The sequence below is a fragment of the Paraburkholderia sp. RL17-381-BIF-C genome, assembly GCF_046026435.1.
GTDB lineage: Bacteria > Pseudomonadota > Gammaproteobacteria > Burkholderiales > Burkholderiaceae > Paraburkholderia.
The window spans coordinates 1-1170 of the sequence record NZ_JARESX010000185.1 but is presented as its reverse complement, the minus strand read 5'-3'; the positions used below and the strand labels follow the sequence as shown (position 1 = coordinate 1170).

The window sequence follows — 1170 nt, the reverse complement described above, 5'->3', positions numbered from 1 at the left end:
TTACTCGAGAATCTTGGCAACCACACCTGCGCCAACCGTACGGCCGCCTTCGCGGATTGCGAAGCGCAGACCTTCTTCCATCGCGATCGGGTTGATCAGCTTCACCGTGATCGACACGTTGTCGCCCGGCATCACCATTTCCTTGTCCTTCGGCAACTCGATCGAGCCCGTCACGTCCGTCGTACGGAAGTAGAACTGCGGACGGTAGTTGTTGAAGAACGGCGTGTGACGACCGCCTTCATCCTTGCTCAGCACGTACACTTCAGCCGTGAAGTGCGTGTGCGGGTTGATCGAACCCGGCTTGGCCAGAACCTGGCCACGCTCCACGTCTTCACGCTTCGTGCCGCGCAGCAGGATACCGACGTTGTCGCCTGCCTGACCCTGGTCGAGCAGCTTGCGGAACATTTCCACGCCCGTGCAGGTCGTCTTCACCGTCGGCTTGATACCGACGATTTCGATTTCCTCGCCAACCTTCACAACGCCGCGCTCAACGCGACCCGTCACCACCGTGCCGCGACCCGAGATCGAGAACACGTCTTCCACCGGCATCAGGAATGCGCCGTCAACTGCGCGCTCCGGCGTCGGGATGTACGTGTCCAGCGCGTCGGCCAGATTCATGATCGCCACTTCGCCCAGCTCGCCCTTGTCGCCTTCCAGCGCCAGCTTGGCCGAACCCTTGATGATCGGCGTTTCGTCGCCCGGGAAGTCGTACTTCGACAGAAGTTCGCGAACTTCCATCTCGACCAGCTCCAGCAGCTCAGCGTCGTCCACCATGTCGCACTTGTTCAGGAACACGATGATGTACGGAACGCCAACCTGACGCGCCAGCAGGATGTGCTCACGCGTTTGCGGCATCGGGCCGTCAGCGGCCGAGCACACCAGGATCGCGCCGTCCATCTGCGCTGCGCCCGTGATCATGTTCTTCACATAGTCAGCGTGGCCCGGGCAGTCGACGTGTGCGTAGTGGCGGTTGGCCGTTTCGTACTCGACGTGTGCCGTGTTGATCGTGATACCACGCGCCTTTTCTTCCGGCGCCGCGTCGATCTGGTCGTATGCCTTCGCTTCGCCGCCAAACTTCTGCGTCAGAACCGTCGTGATCGCTGCCGTCAGCGTGGTCTTGCCGTGGTCAACGTGACCGATCGTGCCGACGTTCACGTGCGGCTTGGTCCG

General features: G+C 61.5%; 1 protein-coding gene. It reads right to left on the bottom strand.

The features are described from left to right. The coding region (tuf, locus tag P0D70_RS36555; protein WP_408188106.1) for an elongation factor Tu at positions 1-1170 on the bottom strand (1170 nt) is incomplete at its 5' end.